Annotated in this window: 9 protein-coding genes; 4 read left to right on the plus strand and 5 right to left on the minus strand. The window is 62.1% G+C overall.

Annotated elements, in window-relative coordinates:
- Nucleotides 1–147: 147 nt before the first annotated feature.
- The 3 genes from MWN76_RS16915 to MWN76_RS16925 all read right to left on the minus strand — a co-directional run bounded on the left by MWN76_RS16915 (nucleotide 148) and on the right by MWN76_RS16925 (nucleotide 5,682).
- Complete coding sequence (locus MWN76_RS16915) at nucleotides 148–3,564, minus strand: PKD domain-containing protein (protein WP_250463498.1); 3,417 nt, start codon at nucleotides 3,562–3,564, stop codon at nucleotides 148–150.
- A 220-nt stretch (nucleotides 3,565–3,784) separates the two neighbouring features.
- Complete coding sequence (locus MWN76_RS16920; RefSeq protein WP_250463501.1) at nucleotides 3,785–4,627, minus strand: universal stress protein; 843 nt, start codon at nucleotides 4,625–4,627, stop codon at nucleotides 3,785–3,787.
- A gap of 218 nt (nucleotides 4,628–4,845) precedes the next feature.
- A complete protein-coding gene (locus MWN76_RS16925) occupies nucleotides 4,846–5,682 on the minus strand; it encodes a DUF3014 domain-containing protein (RefSeq protein WP_250463504.1) in 837 nt (278 codons plus the stop codon).
- A gap of 244 nt (nucleotides 5,683–5,926) precedes the next feature.
- Between MWN76_RS16925 and MWN76_RS16930 the strand changes: the two genes are divergently transcribed.
- The 4 genes from MWN76_RS16930 (at nucleotide 5,927) to MWN76_RS16945 (ending at nucleotide 13,494) form a co-directional block, all read left to right on the plus strand.
- The gene (locus tag MWN76_RS16930; protein WP_250463507.1) at nucleotides 5,927–7,579 is read left to right on the plus strand and encodes an alpha-amylase family glycosyl hydrolase; all 1,653 of its coding nucleotides are present in this window, start codon (nucleotides 5,927–5,929) and stop codon (nucleotides 7,577–7,579) included.
- Between the two features lie 187 nt (nucleotides 7,580–7,766).
- Nucleotides 7,767–9,761: an alpha amylase C-terminal domain-containing protein gene (locus MWN76_RS16935; protein WP_250463510.1), complete on the plus strand. Its 1,995-nt coding sequence runs from the start codon at nucleotides 7,767–7,769 to the stop codon at nucleotides 9,759–9,761.
- 266 nt (nucleotides 9,762–10,027) lie between these two features.
- Nucleotides 10,028–10,996, plus strand: a complete 969-nt coding sequence (locus MWN76_RS16940; protein ID WP_250463513.1) for a DUF6689 family protein — start codon at nucleotides 10,028–10,030, stop codon at nucleotides 10,994–10,996.
- Nucleotides 10,996–13,494: a tetratricopeptide repeat protein gene (locus MWN76_RS16945; protein WP_250463516.1), complete on the plus strand. Its 2,499-nt coding sequence runs from the start codon at nucleotides 10,996–10,998 to the stop codon at nucleotides 13,492–13,494. Before MWN76_RS16940 ends, MWN76_RS16945 begins: the two co-directional genes overlap by 1 nt.
- An 89-nt stretch (nucleotides 13,495–13,583) precedes the next feature.
- Here the strand turns inward: MWN76_RS16945 and MWN76_RS16950 are convergent, their stop codons facing one another.
- Together MWN76_RS16950 and MWN76_RS16955 are read right to left on the minus strand one after the other, a co-directional pair.
- A complete protein-coding gene (locus MWN76_RS16950; protein ID WP_250463518.1) occupies nucleotides 13,584–15,431 on the minus strand; it encodes an alpha-amylase family glycosyl hydrolase in 1,848 nt (615 codons plus the stop codon).
- 74 nt (nucleotides 15,432–15,505) lie between these two features.
- Nucleotides 15,506–17,941: a glycoside hydrolase family 31 protein gene (locus MWN76_RS16955; protein WP_250463521.1), complete on the minus strand. Its 2,436-nt coding sequence runs from the start codon at nucleotides 17,939–17,941 to the stop codon at nucleotides 15,506–15,508.
- Nucleotides 17,942–17,989 lie beyond the last annotated feature (48 nt).

A 17,989-nucleotide genomic window follows, 5' to 3' on the forward strand; every position in this document is an offset into this window, starting at 1 on the left:
CCGGCGGTTAAAAGGAGGGCAGGTAAATCAGCGCTGTTCGACTGAGTCCACTTTTTGAGTCAGACGCTGGCTCTGAACTTTGTCACTATCGGGATCGCCCGTTTCGACCGATGCTTTGGGGCTTGGTTGCCCCCGCAACCGGGGTTTTTAGCGGGTAACATTCATATTGACTCTGGTTCCATAGCTCAATTCCTGAATCCCGTCGCCATCCAGATCGATAAAATGGACACTGTTGAGTGGGATTGAGCTGGATATCTCCGGCGAACGATATACCGTCTTGCCGGAGTATGGATCCACAATCGCAATAAACGAATTCCCGGAGCTGTAGAGGTAGTTATGGCTTACATTGAGCAGAAGGTTTCTATGGCCGTCGCCGTAATTTTCGATCGCCAGTGCGCGAATGTAATTCCCAATGGAAAATACCGAGCGCAACGTCAGGTCCGGCTCGTATATCAGTACCCAGTTTTGGTCGGAGTAATATCTCGCGACTACGGCGATCTCCCGTGTACCGTCACCATCGAGATCCTCTATGGCAATATCTGTAATGGAGGCGTTGTCGCTCACTTCGGCTATATCCCGGATACTGGCGGAATACATCTTGTTGAGAACGCCGTCCCGGCGGGAGGTTACCGACAACTCGGTGCCAGAGGCTGTGACAAGTTCGGCGGAGTCGTCGTCGTTGAGATCGGCAATGGAAACATCGCGGCCGCCGCCGGCACTGTCGCTCCAGATCAGGGTAGAGTTGGCGACATCGTAAGCAAAGGTTGCACCATCGGAGGAGGTGACCACAAAATCGGCCAACTGGTCGCCGTTCAGGTCGCCGCAGGCGGTGGCGACACCGGATTCATTTAGCGAAGGGGCTGTCCACAGGGTGCTTTGGGTCGACGGATCATAGAGGTAGACCGCCGGGTTGTAGACTTCATTGGTGGCGATAAACAGCTCGTAGACGCCGTCGAGATTGTAGTCGGCGGGACACAAGGCCAGTGCGCCTTCCCAGTTGGATCCCTGCTCCTGCCCTATTTCCAGGACGCCGGTATCGGGGTCCAGGTAAATGAGGCGGGAACCCTCACCGCCGCTATCGGTGCTCAGGGAGGCGAAAGAGAGACGGCGCTCGCCGCTGCTCAGGGTGATTGGTTCGCCGCCGAAGAAGGTGCCGTCCAGCTGGCTCGGCGAGGTGTTAATCCATTCTATTTCAAAGTCTGGGTTCAGCCCCGCGACAACGAGGGCATCAGCCCCACTGTGGCCGGTACCCGATCCCCAGATTATCTCCGCTTTGCCATCGTTATCCGCATCGCCGATCAGTAGGCCGCTCTCGTCGCTCCCCGATGTGGTTGATATCCACTCTTCGGTCAGGCCGGATCCCGAGGTGAAGGTGTAGGCCGCCGCCGATCCCACCACTATTTCCGCTTCCGGGTCGGCGTCGATATTTCCGACGGCAATAGCGGCATATCTCGTGTTCGATTTTTCCGTCAGGATAGCTTTTTCCGTAGCGCTATAGACCCGAAGTGCATAGGAGCTATTTGAAATGCCGACGATCTCGTCGATACCGTCGCCATCCAGGTCGCCGGTCTGCACTTCTCTGTAGCCAAAACCCTCGCCGAAGATCCATTCGTTTTCATAGCTGCTGCCACTGTAACCGAAGATATAGCCATTGGAGAGAACTATCTCGATTTGTGGATCTGAATCGGTATTCCCGAGCGTCATGGCCGATCCCAATACGATTTCTGAAGACTGCCATTCCAGTTCCAGGCTTTGAGCGTCTCGGATCTGTATTATCTGTCCGGTGCCGTAGGTGTGGCCGAGGTCGATCAACAGTACCAGCTCAAGTTGCTTATCGAGGTCCGTGTCGGCCAGGTGTATCGCGCGAACGCTGTGGCCATCAATCTCGATAAACTCCGCCAGTTTTCTTGTGGCGCCATCTAGGATCAGGAGTTTAGTCTGCGTGTCGTGGTAACTTGAAGTGAGGCCGACAAAAAATTCTGCTTGCCCATCGCCATTGATTTCTGCGGCGGCAATAGATGAGATGTTTTCATCTTCGCCCGCCAGGCTGAATGGGTAGAGCCAGTCCTGTATATAGTCGGTTCCATTGTGGGAGAGTGTGAAGAGCCTCTGCCGCCCGTCGGTGATCAACAGTTCATTCTTGTCATCGTTGTCAAAGTCCCCCAGGCGAATTTGCTCCTGGTTCTTGGCTACCTCAATGCCGCTGCGGCTGAGAGGGTAACGCCTGTCTTCATCGATAACTCTGATAGTGCTGCCGGCAGTTTCACTATTGTTGTCTCCAGTGACGACGACTTCCCAGTTGAAGTTGGTTTCGTCGACAAACAAAGGCCCGGTTGGTGTCCAGGTTATATTGCCCTTGTCGTCGATTTCCATGCCGTTGGGACGGGCGAGGAACTGAAAATCGAGCGGGTCGTCATCTTTGTCCTGTGCATCGATCCTGAAGTTTACCGCTTGTCCGTAAATGGCGCTTTCCGGGACACCGCTCAATTTCACACTCGGTGGGCTGTCGGCAATCGTCAGCGTGGCAGAATCGGCATCGTCACCATAGCCATCGGTAACCTGCAGCGCCACTTGCACCCGGTCGTCTTTATGGAAGAATTTCGGAGCCAGGGTTTCGCCGCTGGCTTCCGGTATTTCCTCGCCGTTGACCATCCAAGTATACACATAGCTGAGATCGCGGCGGTCGTGATTCGAAACGCTCACTTCCGCCTGCAATTCTGAATCGGTAAAGGCCGGGGAGGGGGTTATTTGCAGGCTGGTTATCTGCGGTGGCGTATTGCGAACCAGTACGCGTACTTCGGAGGGCTCGGAACTCTGTTCGCCATCACTCACCAGCAGTTGGAATACCAGTTCGCCATCTTCCGAAGGACTCGTAAAGCTGGCCGTGGCTTTATCGGCATTCCGGATTTCCACTTCAGCGCCGGCGGTTTGGGTCCACGAATAGCTTAGAGAGTCTCCGTCAGCGTCCTCGGCTTTGCCGTTGAGCGGGATTTCCCGGCCGCTGATGACGGGACTGTCGGCACTCGCCTCGGATTGGGGAGCGCTGTTCAATATGATGGTACCAATGTTCCGGCTTGTGGACTTGTCGCCATCAGTGACGATAAGGAAGAGACCGATTTCATCACCTTTAGCAAAGAACTCGGGGCTCAATTGATCGGTTTCCTCTCCGGGAATTTCATTGCCGTTGAGAATCCAATGGTAGGTGTAGGTGAGGTCATCGCCGTCCGGATCATTGGCCTCCGCCTTTGCCAAAAGAGGGGTATCGCTATAGGCCGGGTTAGGCGAGAGGCTCAGGTTTTCAATAGCCGGCGGTTGGTTGGAGGGGCCACCTGAGCTGCTACTGGATCCTCCGCTGGATGAGCTGCCCGAGGAGGAACTACCGGATGAGCTGGTGGATCCGTTAGATGAACTGCTACTCGAAGAACTGCTGCTTACAGGTCCGCCGGATGAGCTGCCCCCACCTGAACCACTGTCAGACGAGCCACCGCCACCACCGCAAGCGGCGAGAGACAAAGTAAATAGCGTGAAAAGCAGGTTTCGGGTTGAGGGGGCAATATGGATCATGGGTCGGCCCTTCCGGGGCATTATTGGTTTTATCACAGTGGGTCGCTGGGCCCGATACGGGCAGCTTATTCTTGATAACTATGCCACGGGATTCAAGCCGGGGAGTTCTGTACGGCAGGGGGGATATCTGCACTCCGGGCAGGGACAAAAGCGGGCCCGGAGCGCCAAAACCGCGGTATACGGTGTTTAGGGGAGGGGTTGTGCGTCAGGACCGCCGGGTCTATCCGGCGGTTGCGGACGCATTACATACCATTACATCCACGTCGAGAGACCCGATCACCCGCTCCGCGGTATTGCCCCGCAGCAGCGAGCCGGTTTCCCCGTACTGGTTCAGGGTGCCCATCACCACCAGGTCCGCGTCGACTTCCTTTGCCACCTCGGCCACGACTTCGTTGGTATAGCCCTGCTTGACGTGAATGCGGTGCGTGGGCACGCCGGTCTTGTCGGCCAGCTTGGCCAGGGCGCCGCGGTCCGGGTAGAGCATGGAGTCCAGGTAGGCGTTCACCAGGTGCAGTTCGGCACCGTAGCGCTCGGCAAAGTAGCTGGCCTGGGAGCTGATCAGTCGATTGAGTTCGCGCTGGGCAGTCTTCTGGGCCTGGAAGTTGACGGTGGCCAGTACCACCTTGCGGTTGCTTTTGGCTCCGGGGCGAATCAGCACGACCGGGCACTTGGCCTGTTTCAGTACCTGCCACTTGGATTCGGCAAAGGTGAAGCGACGGCTGGTTTTGGCGTGCACCGGCAGGTAGACCAGTTCGGCGCCGTAGCGTTTGGATTCCTGGATGATCGCGCCCTGCCAGTCGCTCGACCAGCAGACCTGCAGTTCGTAGTCCAGGCCGGCGTCCTCCACCGGTTTGCGGATCTGGTCGCGGAACCAGAATTCGTCGCGGAACAGGTGATCATTGCTTGCGCGGGTGTCGACGGCCTCGCCATCCACGGCCACGAAGATGACCAGTTTGGGCTGCGGGTCACGCAGCTTTGCGGTGGTGAGCACGCGCTCAAGGGCGACATGGTTGTCGTCGTTGGGGTCGACGACGACAAAGATGGTTTTCGGCTCGGCTTGCATTTTCTCTCCTCGGCTGGGAATTCCATGTTCCCGTGCCGCGCCAGCCGCGCATACCCCTCGGCCGGCAGCGGCCGGCGGGGAGAGATTAACATACCTTTGTCATAAACAGTGGGGCGGGGGATGGGTTGCCGGTGAATCGGGGAGGCCTGTTCCCGGGTGGGACCGGCCCCCTGGCGGGGGCCGGTCCGTTGGAACAATATTGATGACGGTTGCCCGGTTCAGTCGCCGGCAGAGGGCGATACCTGCTCCAGTTCCGCTTTCAGCTCCCGCAGCTTTTCCTTGACCCGCGCGGCATTGTCCGGCCCCATCCGGATCATCAGCTTGTGCACGCCGGGCAGCCGCTCCAGTTTGGGATCGGCGAATTTGTAGTAGACCGACGGGCGCACCAGTTGGATGGGCTGTTCCGCTTCGGAGGCGGCCAGGGCCTGGTCGATGGCCTTCAGCACCACGTCGTGGAAACTCTGGTTGCGCATGCCCAGTTCGCCGTAGGCCTCCTGCAGCCGCGGGTACCAGAAGCGGTAGAGATCGACGGCCTTGGCTGTGTCCATCATCGCCAGCAGCCGCACCGGCACGTCGTAGCGCTGGTAGTTCTCTTCCGACAGCACCATGCCGGTGGCGCCTTCTTCTTTCACCGCCAATTCGCCCTGCGGGGCCTTGTAGGGCCGGTTCTTGGCCATCATCTGGCCGCTGGAGGCGGCGTTGACCGCGGCTACCCACTTGCGCAGCAGTTCGTCGGAAACCAGCCAGCGGCCGAGGGCGCCGTCCGGCGCCAGGCTGAGCAGGTCGCCGCGGAAGGTTTCATCGCTGTCGTTCAGTGGCGGGAGTTCGCGCTCCGGCTCGGCGGGCTCGGGTGCGGGTTGCGCTGTTTCCGGCTCGGCGGGTTCGGGCTCCAGGTCCGGCGCCGGCTCTTCCTGCGGTTGGGGCTCTTCGGTCACCACGGGCGGTGCGGGTTTGGGCGGTTTGTCCGCGGAGAGAATAAAGTAGGCGGCAATGGCGACGGTGGCGATGACGGCCAGGCCGATGATCCAGCCGCGATTTGATTGATGTTCCGACATCCCCGGCTCTCCTTGATTGAGTCTCTGGGCGCGATGGTTCCACGTGTTCTGTGACGGATCTCCCAACGGGAAAGTTCCCGCCATTGTCCCTTTGTATGGTAGCTGCCGCGATAATGCAATCGGCGCGACCGCCCGGACAGACTTAATGGTCGCGCTACGCCCCCGTCCCCGGAGGATGTGGGCGGTGCTGCCAATGGTAGAGTGGGATGATCGAAATACCGTTGATGTCTAGCGAGAGAATAAAATGAAACGTATCGCCGCCGGCCTGATTGCCCTGTTGGGGCTCAACGCCTGTACCGACCCGAGCGTCGCGGAACCACAGACCAGCGACAACGCCTGGTCCAGCGCCACCGTCTATTTCCTGCTGCCGGACCGTTTCCGCAATGGCGATCCCGACAACGACCTCAGCTATGGCCGCAAGCGCGACGGGGCCCGGCTGCGCAACTTTGCCGGCGGCGACCTGCGCGGTGTGATCGGCAAGCTCGAGGAGGGCTACTTCAACGACCTGGGGGTGGACGCCCTGTGGATGTCGCCGGTCTACCGGCAGATCGAGGGCGCCACCGACGAGGGCACCGGGCGCACCTACGCCTACCACGGCTACTGGCCCCGGGACTGGACTGCCGTCGACCGCAATTTCGGTACCGAGGCGGATCTGGCCGAGTTGATCGATAGCGCACACCGCCGGGGGATCCGTGTACTGCTGGATGTGGTCATCAACCACACCGGGCCGGTCACGGAAAAGGATCCGCTGTGGCCGCAGTCCTGGGTCAGGCCCGGGCCCGTCTGCGACTGGTCCGGATTCGCCGGCACCGTGGCCTGCACGCTGGTCGAGAACCTGCCGGATATCCGCACCGAGCGCGAGGAGCCGGTGGCATTGCCGCCGCAGCTGGTTGAACAGTGGCGCCGGGAAGGGCGCCTGGCGCAGGAGCAGGCGGAGCTGGATGCCTTTTTCGAGCGCACCGGTTATCCGCGCACGCCGAGATACTACCTGATCAAGTGGGCGACCGACTGGGTGCGGGAATACGGTGTGGACGGTTTCCGTGTGGACACCACCAAGCATGTGGAGCCGGAGGCCTGGGCGCAACTCAAAAAAGAGGCGGATACGGCACTGGCGCAGTGGCGGGCCGAAAACCCCGAGCGGAAACTCGGCGACCGCGACTTTTACATGGTGGGTGAAGTCTACGGCTACGGTATCAATGATTTCGGTGCGAGCGAGGGGCGGGACTACGATTTCGGCGATCGCAAAGTGGATTTTTTCGACTACGGTTTCGACAGCCTGATCAATTTCGACCTGGTGCAGAGCGCCGACGGGGACATGGAGACAATTTTCTCCAGCTATTCCGACAGCCTGCACGGCGGGGCCCTCGATGGCGTTGGCGTGCTCAACTACCTGGCGTCCCACGACGATATGCATTCCTTCGACCGCGAGCGCCAACGCGCGCGAGAGGCGGCGATCAAGCTGCTGTTGGCCCCGGGGGCCGCACAGATCTATTACGGCGATGAACTGGGCCGCACCCTGACCGCGTCCGCCAACGGCGACGCCCAGTTGCGCAGCCCGATGAACTGGGCGGACCTGGACGAGCCGCAAACCCGCGAGTTGCTGTCCCACTGGCAGAAGCTGGGCCGCTTCCGGCGCGCGCATACCGCAGTCGGGGCCGGTGTCCACAGTCAACTGGCCGACAAGCCCTACACCTTTGCCCGCACCCTGGACGGCTCGCCCTCGGTGGTGGTCGCGGTCGACAGCGGGCGGGGACAGAAGTCCATCACAGTCGGCGACATTTTTGCCGAAGGCACAAAGCTGCAGGATTTCTATTCCGGCAAAACGGCGTTGGTCGAGGGCGGTCGCGTGAGCCTGGATACACCCTCCGGGCTGGTGCTGCTGGCGCCGGCGGAATAGACCGGCTTCCCGTCTCCGGCAGATCCCCCGCGATCGGGCGGGGGATTTTCTGGCGCTTGAATTTGCTACGCCCCACAGTGGGTGGATGCCGGGGATTTCCCCCTTTCCTTAAGCTGTTCCCGCGCTGCCCGGCAAGCTGTTCGGCCGGCAGTTGAAAACTCCTGAATAACAATAACGGGAAACAGCGATGAAACCACAGACCCAGACCAGCAACTGGTTTGCGGGCGCGGCCATGGTGCTCGGCGCGCTCGCCAGTAACAATCTTTCCGCCGGCACAGCATTTGTGCACCTGTTCGAATGGCGTTGGAATGATATCGCCAGCGAGTGTGAAAACTTCCTCGGTCCCAAGGGCTACGATGCAGTACAGATCTCGCCGCCGCAGGAACATATCAGCCTCGACACCTGGTGGGCCCGCTACCAGCCGGTAACCTACACCAACCTCACCAGTCGCAGCGGTACCGAGTCGGAGCTGGCCAGCATGATCCAGCGTTGCCACGCCGCCGGCGTCAAGGTGTACGCGGATGCGGTGATCAATCACACCGCCGCCTGGAACAGCGGCGGCACCGGCTGGGGCGGCACGCCCTGGAGCCTGACCAACCACCCGGAATTCTCCCCCGCGGATTATCACTCCAACTGCGATATCGACAACTATGCGGATGCCGGCAATGTCTGGAATTGCCGCCTCAGCGGACTGCCGGACCTGGATACCGGTTCCGGTTATGTGCGCGACACCCTGGCGGCCTACTTCAGCAAGCTGTCGAATATGGGCGTGGACGGATTCCGTATCGATGCGGTCAAGCATATGAGCCCCGCCGACCTCGGTGCCATTCTCGGCGCCGCCGGCAACCCCTGGGTTTTCTCCGAGGTGATCGGCGCGGCCGGGGAGGCGGCGGAAATCCAACCCGCAAACTACACCCACCTGGGGCGGGTTACCGAGTTCAAGTACGGCACCGATGTGGCCAGCAATTTCAACGGCCAGATCAGGAACCTGGAGACCATCGGCGAGTCCTGGGGACTGCTGCCCTCGTCCGACGCCGTGCAATTTATCGATAACCACGACCGCGAGCGCGGCCACGGCGGCGGGGGCAATTTCACCTATAAGGATGGAGCCAAATACAACCTGGCGAATGTATTCATGCTGGCGCATCCCTACGGCTACCCGAAAGTGATGTCCGGCTACGCGTTTACCGACACCGATATCGGCCCGCCCGCCAGCGGCCCGCAGGACTGCGGCAACAGCGCCTGGATCTGCCAGCACCGCTGGGGCAACATCGCCAACATGGTCGGTTTTCGCAACCATGTGGACGGCACCCCGCTGCAGAACTGGTGGGACAACGGCGATAACCAGATCGCTTTCAGCCGCGGGCAGAAGGGGTTTGTCGTGATCAACAACGAAAGCGGCGGCCTGGAGCAGGACCTGTACACCGGCCTGCCCGCCGGGGACTACTGCAATGTCCTGGCGGGAGACGAGCCTTGCAGCGGCGATGTGATCAGCGTGGATGCCGATGGCTACGCACAGTTCAGTGTGGCCGCCAACAGCGCCGCGGCGATTCACGGCGGCGCCCCCGCAGCGCCCTGCAGCGACTGCATCGCGCAGAATTTCCCGCAGCTCCATTTCCGCGGTACGCCCAATAACTGGGGTGCCGCAGCCATGGAACTGGTGGCGGACAACACCTGGCGTACGACGGTGGTGTTTGACGGCAGCAGCGAACAGCGTTTCAAGTTTGATGTGGAGGGCGACTGGAGCTGGAATTACGGCGACAGCGACGCCGACGGTGTCCTGGAGCAGGGCGGTGGCGATATCCACACACCGGTCAGCGGTCGCTATCGCGTGGAGGTCAACGACCAGACCCTGGCCTACAGCCTGACCTGCCTGTCGGATTGCGGCGCCCTGCAATCCAACCTGCCGTCACTCTATTTTCGCGGCACAGCCAACAGCTGGGGCAGCACGGCGATGACACTGGTGGCGGACAATACCTGGCAAGCAACGGTGTCCTTCGACGGCAGTACCGATCAACGTTTCAAGGTGGACGTCCACGGCGACTGGAGTGAAAACTACGGCGACAACGACGCGGACGGCACCCTGGAGCAGACCGGTGCCGATATCTACACGGATGTCAGCGGCAGTTATCGTGTCACCGTAAACGACGCGGCCATGAGCTACTCGATCGAGGCCCAATAGCGGCTGCACCGACCCGCTCGCGGACGGGGCCGGGTAGCGCATTCCCCGCCCCTGTCCCATCCCCCTTCGGATCTGCGGCGCCAGCTGGGCGTCGATTTTGCCTTGAGCGGTCGCGACAAGGAAAAGTATTCCGCGACAAAGCTGATAATTCCGTCACGCTTTTGGCGAGACTCCCGGGCCAGCCCCTCAAATCGCCGGCGTGGCGACATGGTGGCTACTAGTCTCTGTACGTTGGATCGTCAAGGATAAAAACGAGGGACGGGCAGATGCGGTGGTATCGGAAAACCGACAGAAAGGGATCCCGCAAAACCTCGCGGGTATCACTGAGGGCGCGGATACTGGGTGGCCTGTTACTGGTGCTGCTGGCCACAGGGGCCAGCGCCGGCCTGCTGGACCTGCTCAGAAATACCAAGGTGGACATCAATACAGGCTTGCTCGACCTGCGTCTCGAAAACCTGGTGTTGGACCTGGGTCTTCTGCTGGGCCTGATCGAACTGGAAATAGACGGCAACCAGGTCCTTGCCATTCTGTCGCTGCCCGGCGATATCGAAACCGACCTGCTGATCAGCTTCGACCGGGTGCTCGGGCTCACCGAGCAGAACATCGGCCTCTCCGCGCGCGAGTTCGACCCCGTCGACCCGGATCTGCTGCAGCGCCTGCCGCCGGGCGCCCACGTCGTGCCCCAGGCCGATTTTCCGATGATGGTGCAGATTGAACCGGTCGGCGGCCTGGCCTTTTCCGATACCGTGGAACTGGAACTCCACACCCACAACCTCGAGTACCAGCCGGGCACCAACCTGCGCCTGTTCGCCGCTTCCGGCGGTGAGGACTTTCGCGATATCACCACCTACGTGGGCTCGGGCAGTTACCGCTGCCGCGGCCGGCGGGGCAAGTTTTCCGAATTCCTGGTGGTCGAGGACACCCGCGATACCGATGTGGTGATCGCCGGCAAGTTCGATTTCCTGCAGGACAAACTGCACGAATTCCGCGGCCAGATGCCCAGCTGGATCTACTGGAGCCTCTACCTGAAAGTGGCCCACGCGAAGGGCGCCTGGGCCTTTGACAACGACGCCGGGGCGGTGTGGAAACTGAAATCCGCCATCGCCACCGTCGAGGGTTACGGCGGCTACTGGATTCCCAATACCTGGCGCTCCAGCCGCGATATCGACAATGTCGCCGGCGAACTCAGTGCCGCGGCGCAAACCCTGATCTTCAGCCTGGAGCTCCCCGACTGATGCCCGAATATCGCGATACAGACCACGGAGTTGAGCCGCCAGCCGGCAGCAGTATCCGCCGCGGGCTGGTCCTGTTCTTTACCGCCCTCGCCATTGCCGTGCTGTTCGGGGTGCTCGGGGCACAGAGGATCGCGAAACCGCAGCCGCCATCCGCCGGTGCGGCCTATGCACTCGCGGTGTTGCCGGTACAGGTCGCGGGGGCCCCTGGAAACAGCGATTGGCTGGAGCGCGGCGGGCAGGTGCTGTTGAACCAGTCGCTGCAGGAGTTGCGGGAAATCCGCCTGTTGCAGTCCGGCGATGTCAACCGCGCGCTGCACCTGTTCCAGCAGGCCTATCCGGGCGCGGACGATCCCCAGACGGCCAGGATCGGCCGCCTGATGGGCGCCGACTACCTGCTGGCCGCACAGGTTGCCCCGGCGCAGCGCGGCTACCGGGTTGTGCTGAAGCTGCGCAGCCTGCACGCGGGGGCGCGCGAGGCACAGGTCCTGGCGGAGAGACAGCTCGAGCAAGACTCGCTGCCGGCATTTTTCCAGGGCGCCCACACCCTCGTGCGGGACGCATTGAGGATCGACGGGGCATCGGCTGAAGAGGTTCCCCTGTGGACCGCCGATGCACAGCGCTTCACCGAGGCAAAGCGGGCCTACCAACTGGGCCAGCTGCAGAAAGCGCGGGATGCGGTGGAGCAACTGGTGCGCTCCCAGCCTGACTACGGGCCGGGTTGGCTGTTGCGGGCCCGTATCGCCAGTGAGCAGGGCGATGCGGCACAGGCGCAAGCCAGCCTCGAGCGCGCCGTCAACGCCGGCCGCCCGGACTCGGTGACGGCCCACTGGGCCCAGGCCCTGTCCGCCCGCTGGCGGGGGGACGCGGAGGCGGCAGAGACTTTCCTGCGCGGGCTGATCGAGACTTTTCCCGGCCGCACCCGCGCGCGTATGGAGCTGGCCGCGCTGAAAATGGAACAGGGGTTGTTTGAAGAGGCTCTCGTGGAACTCCAACGCGTGGTCGAGCTGGACCCGAAACACCCCCGCGCCTGGCTGGAACTCTCCAAGGCCGCCATTGTCGCCGGCCGCGCCCAGCGCGCCGTGGATGAATTCCTGCCGCGCGCACTGGAAACCCACGAACGCCTGCGCGACCTGGCCGGTCGCGGCGATGTACTGAATGCCTACGGCGTCGCCTACCAGCGTCTCGGCCAGTTGCAGCAGGCGCGGGACTACTACCGCCAGGGCCTGGAGATGCGGCGCGCCGAGGGCGACAGCCGCGGCCAGGTGGTCAGTCTCGGCAACCTCGCGGCACTGCACAGCATACGCGGCGAAGGGGAGATCGCGGCGCGGCAACTGCGCGAGGCGCTGGCCCTGGCCGAGGGGCTTCGCGACGAAACTTCCCAGAGCGAAATCTACAACCAGATGGGCCTGCTGGCGGAAGAGCGCGGCCGCTACAGTGAGGCGCTGCAGCACTACCGCGCTTCCCTGGCCATCCGCATGCGCCTGGAGGATATCTGGCTGCGTGCCGAGAGCCAGAACAATGTCGGCTTTATCTATTTTCTGTTGTCCGACTACGATCACGCCATGGTTTACTGGCGCAGCGCGCGGGAGAATTTTGCCGCTGCCCACGACGCCATGGGCGAAGTGGAAGTGCAGCAGAATATCGCCCAGCTGCAGTTGCAGCGGGGCAACTGGCCCGAGGCGTACAGCGCGCTGCGTGCCGGTGAGAAGCTGGCCCGGCGGGAAAAACTTGAGGATTACGAAGTGGTCATCCGCGCCTACCTCGGACGGTTGGCTTTCCTGCAGGGGCGCTTCCGGGCCGCGGCGGAAACCTGGGAATCGGTCAGCGGGTTTATGCACCGCCGCGGCGACAGGCGGGGTATTGTCGAGTTCGATCTCTGGCGAGCCGAGCTCTCCCTGGCGTTGGGCCAGCTCAAGCGCGCGTCGCGACAGTTGCAGGTGCTGCAGAAAAACCTGCTCGAGTACGGCAGCACCGAGCAGAAGGTCTCGGCAAAGCTGTTGCGACTGCAATTGGCCAGCGACAGCGGCGAGCCCCGGCGCGCGGCGGAAATCTACCGCGAAATACAGCCGCTGCTGGGGCCGGAGGTGCCGCATTACCTGGCGCTGCGCACGCGTATCGCGGCGCTGGAGCTGGGGCTTGCGGGGGAGGAAGAGGCCGGGCTGGAAAAAGTGGCGTGGGCCGATTACCCGGTAGAGCACCTGCGCTGGCTGGAGGCGAAGTCCCGCCGACAGCGGCAGGGCGGCGACTGGAAAGGGCTGCAACAGAGCCTGGCGGTCGCACAGCCGGTATTGAAAAAGGTGGATGGCTACTGGCGCAGCTATGTATTCAACCACCTGGATTTCCTGTTGTCGCAGCAACTGGGGCGCGCCGACCTGGCCGCCCGCGCCAGTGCCAACCGCCTCTACAGCAATCTGCTGGAGCAGGTGGCCGACGAAGACAGGGCGGCATTCCGCGCCCACAACCCGCTGCCGCGGGAGCTGGCAATGCATGTCAATTGACATGCATTGCCCGGGGAGATACCGCGGCGAGGCAGGCTTCCCGGATTCCGCTGCGTAGTGGGCCGGAGTGAAGGTTCCGGAGCCGGGGGTTACTGCGTGACGCGGAAAATATGGCTGGCCCGCGGTGCCAGCTCCAGCGCGATGGAGCCACTGGTCCCTTCCACATGCAACTGCGCATCGGTGTCGCCGAGCTGGTCAACCAGCGGGTAGTTGCCGTCGGCCAGTTGCCACTGTTGCATCAGTGCCTGCGGTAGCTGCAGTTCGGCCGGGCTGCTGTCGGCGGCGAAGTTGGCTACCACCAGCAGCTTCTCGTCCCCATCCCAGCGTGCAAACGCGAATTGCCGATCGCCGTAACCTTCCAGCGCCGCGTAGTTGTCACTGCGCAGCGCGGCGTTGCCGGCGGAGAAGTTCATCAACCGCCGGTAGAATTCCCGCAGTCGCTGTTCATCCGCAGTGGACTCTCCCTGCAGCCAGCGGCGCACACTGGGGACCGACCAGTAATCAAAAATGGTGGTGCGGCTGGCCTTGCCGAAACCGGCGTCCTCGCTCGCCGGCTCGCCCAGTTCCTGGCCGAAGTACACCAGCGTTGGCGCGGCGGATACGGTGGCGGAGACGAGCATGGCCGGCTTGCCGGCCTCGGCGTCGCCGGCGAATTCCGGGCTGGCGATGCGCTGCTCGTCGTGGTTTTCCATAAAGTGCAGCATATGCGGGGCGATATCCTCGAGGCTCCGCTGGATCTCGGCGACCTTGTCGGTATCGCCCTTGCCTTCCATTACTGCGCGAATCGCGTCGTAGGTGCCTACCTTGTCGTACAGGTAGTCCATCTTGCCGAGGTGGATATAGTCGCGGTAGCGCTCCGGGGTATAGATCTCGGCCAGCAGCAACGTGTCCGGCTTCTCCATCTTGATGGAGGAATTCAGGTAACTCCAGAATTCCACCGGCACCATGCCGGCCATATCGTAACGGAAACCGTCGACGCCGAAGTCGAGCCAGTAGTGGGTGATATCGCGGAATTTTTCCCAGGAATCCGGCACATCCCTGTCGGCCCAGAATTCCGCGTGGGCTTTGTAGTCCTTCTGTGCAAACTCTGCGGACAGCTGCGGGAAATCCTCACGGCCATCCGGGCGTACGCCGAAATTGATCTTGACTGTCTCGTACCAGTCGTCAATGGCCGGCTGTGCCGCGCGGGCGCCGTTGCCGGTCCACTTGGCCGGGCGCTCTTCGAACCGGCCGTCCGCCAACGGGTGCGGTTCGCCCCCCAGCGGCCGGTAGTCATCGCTCTCGGGCACCCGGAAGTCCTCGCCCACCACATAGTAGAAATTGTTGTCGCGGTCGTAGGTGACCGAGGTGTCGTCGCCGGCACCAAAATCCCCCACGCCGTCCGGTTTGTCGAGGGATTCGTAAGCGCGGGCCACGTGGTTGGGCACGATATCGATGATGACCTTGAGCCCCTGCTCGTGGCTGCGGTCAATCAGCGCGCGGAACTCGTCCAGACGCTTTGCCGGATCTTCCGCCAGGTCCGGGTTGACGCTGTAGTAATCCTTGATCGCGTAGGGAGAGCCGGCGCGGCCCTTGACCACATCCGGGTCGTCATTGCCGATGCCGTACTGTGTGTAATCGCCGACCAGTGCGTGGTGCAGCGAGCCGGTATACCAGATGTAATTGGCTCCCAGCTCGCGGATCTGCTGCAGCACTTGCGGCGTAAAATCGTTGAACTTGCCCGTGCCGTTTTCGTCGATGGTGCCCCAGGGTTTGTTGGTGGGGTTGGTGTTGCCGAACAGGCGCGGCAGGGCCTGGTAGATCACCGGTTTTTCCACGGGCGCCGCGCTATTGTCACTTGCGGAGTCGGGGCCCCGCGGGTCCGGGGTGGATTCTTCGCTGCAGCCGCCGGCGATGGCGAGCGTGGCGGCGGCGATCAGGGATTGGATTTTCTTCATCGGTCATTGTGCCCTTGAATCTTGTTTATTCTGCAGGATGGGGACGATCCGCTCTGCCCATCCTGCGTCTATTACTAGTATTTGACGGCCAGTCCGAGTGGGTTGCCACTCCAATCGAATTTGATGCGCAACTGTCCGGTGGACTTGTCCAGCCAGGCGCCTCGGGCGGCTTTGTCGAAATCGCTTTCGCGCGCCAGTATCCGGAATGGCTGCCCGTCGACAGCAACGCGCGCCGGCGCCGTCTTCCAGTTGTGGATGTTCAGGTGGATACGGCGCTGTTCCGGTGCGCCGTGGTAGCCGTCGCCCTCGCTGGTAAAACGGAAGTCGATGCCGTCGGCGCTGCGCTCGGCGTTGAACTCGAGCATCTGGTATTCGCCGCGCCCGTAGGCGTCGACGGTCTGGCCGTCGTCCTCGTAGACGGAGCCGCTGGAACGGGTTGCCGTCGGGTGGGCGTAGTAGTCCAGGTTCAGTGTTTTGCTGGAGTAGTCGCGGGTATTGTCGAGGTCGTCGACGGTGGGGACAAAGGCGCCGGCGCGTACCAGTACCGGGATAGTCTCCAGCTCCACATCCACCTGCGCCGCGTCGCCGCTGTACTGCTCGTCGCTCCAGTAATCGAACCAGACACCACCGGGCAGTTTCACTTCCACCCGATCGACGCCGGCGTCGGTCACCGGTGCCACCAGGAAGGCGTCGCCCCACAGGTAGGCCTCCCTGTAATCGATCAGGTCGGTATCCTTCTCGTTTTCAAAAAACAATGGACGCATCAGCGGCATGCCGGTGCGGCTGTTTTCGAATGCCAGGGTGTAGTTGTAGGGCAGCAGGCGGTAGCGCAGTTTGACGTAGTCGCGCACGATGTCGCGGGTCTTGCGGTCGTGGAAGACCGGTTCCGGCGCTATCTCTTCCTGCGCGTGCGGGCGGTAGACCGGCTGGAAGACGCCGTACTGCAGCCAGCGGATATACAGTTCGCGATCGAATTCCTCGCCGCCGGCAAAGCCGCCCAGGTCGGAGTGGGTGTAGCCGAATCCCAGCAGGCCCATCTGTAGCGACAATTCCACCTGCGGTTTGAGGCCGCCCCAGGAGCGGCTCACATCGCCGGTCCAGGGAATCATGCCGTAACGCTGGGAGCCGGCGAAACCGGCGCGCATCATGATAAACGGGCGCCGCCCGGGATAGTTTTCCGTCTGGCGTTCGAACAGCAGTTGTGCCCAGCGGTGGCCGTAGGCGTTGTGGACTTCGTCCGCTGTGCCGATGGCGTGCACTGTGTCCGCCGGGTGCACTTCCGGTTCGCCCAGGTCACCCCACCAGCCGGCGACGCCCTGCTGGTAGAGGCCGTGGTAGATATTCCAGAACCAGTCGCGGCCGTCTTTGGAGAAGACATCCACCAGGCCGGTATTGCCAAAAAAGAAGTCGAAGCGCTTGGGATCGCCGGCCAGGTTTTTCGCCAGCGCGTTTGCGGCCACAGCGTCGTCCCAGCGTTTGGAGCTGGTCAGCACAAAGGGCTCGGTGACGAGAATGGTCTGGATACCGCGCTCCTTCAGGTCGGCCAGCATTTTCTCCGGCTCGGGGAAGGCGTTTCTGTCCCAGGCCAGGTTGCCCATGTGGCCCTGGACATCCGGGCCGAACCAGTAGAGGTCCAGCACCAGTGCATCCAGCGGGAAATCCTCATCGGCGAATTTCTCCACCGTATCCCGCACTTCTTTTTCTGTGTGGTAGCCAAAGCGGGAGGCGAAGTTGCCCAGTGCCCAGCGCGGCGGCAGCGGCTGGCGGCCGCTTACGTCGACATAGTGTTCGATCAGCTGTGGATAGCTATCCCCGGCGACGACGATGTAGCTGGTGCGGCCGGCCGCCGCCTCGAACTGCAACACGTCCTCCTCGCTGGCACCCAGGTCCATGGCACCGCTGGCGCTGTTGTCGAACAGCAGCAGGTACTTGTTGCTGCTCATGACTGCCGGCAGGCCGAAGTACATCTGGCTGGACTCGGTGGTGTAGCCGTAGTGGGCCTTGTTGTAGAGCGGCAGGCGCTGGCCGCGGCGGTCCATGCCCAGCACCCGCTCGCCGCCGCCGAGCAGTTTTTCCTGTGGCTGTAGCGAGAAGCGGAAACCGCGCAGGGTTTCGGTAGCGAAAAAACCGCTTTCCTCGCCGACAAGCAGCCGGCCGCGGTGCAGGTACTCGATGCGGAACGGGGATTTGTGGATCAGGGCGGTGAGGCCGGGCAGGCTGTAGGCCAGCCTGTCCCGCCCCTCGGTGAGTTTGGCCGCGACGGTGCGTTGGCGCTCACTGTCGATGGCAAAGGAGGGCAGCTGTTTCAGGCCATCGCGCCGATAGTGGACTTCCAGCGCTGCATCGTTGAGGGGGGTCAGGGTAACGCTGCCGTCGCTGAGCGCGATGGTCAGTGTGTCCGAGTCCAGTTGATGGCTCCGGTACTCGCGCGTTTCGCCGGCGCTGGCGAGGCCGGCGTAGAACAGGAAAACAAGCGCGAAACCGCGCAGCAGGGTATTTCGGTTTGTCATCGCTCTATTACATCTCGATTATCTGGTCGGTGTCCCGTAGGAGCCTGC

Source organism: Microbulbifer litoralis (assembly GCF_023634065.1).
In the GTDB taxonomy this organism is placed as follows: domain Bacteria; phylum Pseudomonadota; class Gammaproteobacteria; order Pseudomonadales; family Cellvibrionaceae; genus Microbulbifer; species Microbulbifer litoralis.

Excerpts from the sequence above, each read along its gene's own strand:
- MWN76_RS16915 (WP_250463498.1), bottom strand. The coding sequence starts at position 3,564 with ATGATCCATATTGCCCCCTCAACCCGAAACCTGCTTTTCACGCTATTT.
- MWN76_RS16920 (WP_250463501.1), bottom strand. The coding sequence starts at position 4,627 with ATGCAAGCCGAGCCGAAAACCATCTTTGTCGTCGTCGACCCCAACGAC.
- MWN76_RS16925 (WP_250463504.1), bottom strand. The coding sequence starts at position 5,682 with ATGTCGGAACATCAATCAAATCGCGGCTGGATCATCGGCCTGGCCGTC.
- MWN76_RS16930 (WP_250463507.1), top strand. The coding sequence starts at position 5,927 with ATGAAACGTATCGCCGCCGGCCTGATTGCCCTGTTGGGGCTCAACGCC.
- MWN76_RS16935 (WP_250463510.1), top strand. The coding sequence starts at position 7,767 with ATGAAACCACAGACCCAGACCAGCAACTGGTTTGCGGGCGCGGCCATG.
- MWN76_RS16940 (WP_250463513.1), top strand. The coding sequence starts at position 10,028 with ATGCGGTGGTATCGGAAAACCGACAGAAAGGGATCCCGCAAAACCTCG.
- MWN76_RS16945 (WP_250463516.1), top strand. The coding sequence starts at position 10,996 with ATGCCCGAATATCGCGATACAGACCACGGAGTTGAGCCGCCAGCCGGC.
- MWN76_RS16950 (WP_250463518.1), bottom strand. The coding sequence starts at position 15,431 with ATGAAGAAAATCCAATCCCTGATCGCCGCCGCCACGCTCGCCATCGCC.
- MWN76_RS16955 (WP_250463521.1), bottom strand. The coding sequence starts at position 17,941 with ATGACAAACCGAAATACCCTGCTGCGCGGTTTCGCGCTTGTTTTCCTG.